This window comes from Streptococcus pseudopneumoniae, assembly GCF_038148935.1.
Taxonomy (GTDB): Bacteria; Bacillota; Bacilli; order Lactobacillales; family Streptococcaceae; genus Streptococcus; species Streptococcus pseudopneumoniae_U.
Map to the genome: position 1 here is coordinate 1 of NZ_JBBJZX010000212.1, position 483 is coordinate 483.

1 protein-coding gene and 1 pseudogene are annotated in these 483 nt (G+C 37.1%); one reads left to right on the forward strand and one right to left on the reverse strand.

Features of this window, described 5'->3' with window-relative positions; all coding sequences use genetic code 11:
- On the forward strand, positions 1 to 322 hold a 322-nt coding region (locus WKI42_RS10655; RefSeq protein ID WP_368081909.1), incomplete at its 5' end, for an IMP dehydrogenase.
- 55 nt (positions 323 to 377) lie between these two features.
- Here the strand turns inward: WKI42_RS10655 and WKI42_RS10660 are convergent.
- Positions 378 to 483, reverse strand: a pseudogene (locus WKI42_RS10660) (DNA replication/repair protein RecF); the annotation flags it as partial.

A 483-nucleotide genomic window follows, 5' to 3' on the forward strand; every position in this document is an offset into this window, starting at 1 on the left:
GTTCAAGACTTACCGTGGTATGGGATCAATTGCTGCTATGAAAAAAGGCTCAAGCGATCGTTACTTCCAAGGTTCTGTTAATGAAGCAAACAAACTTGTTCCAGAAGGAATTGAAGGTCGTGTTGCTTATAAAGGTGCGGCAGCTGATATTGTCTTTCAAATGATTGGCGGTATTCGCTCTGGTATGGGTTACTGTGGTGCAGCTAACCTTAAAGAACTACACGATAATGCTCAATTTATTGAAATGTCTGGTGCTGGTTTGAAAGAAAGTCACCCTCATGATGTACAAATTACTAATGAGGCGCCAAATTATTCTATGTAAAAGAAATGAAAAGAACTCCTGCAAAAACAGGAGTTCTTTTACAATGTTGTCAATTTTAATTTACACTAACTTTACCATCCTGAATAGTGAAAATACTTAGATTTTCTGGTAGATTTTGAAGATGATCTAAGCTTGTTGTCGTGATAAAGGTTTGGATTGAC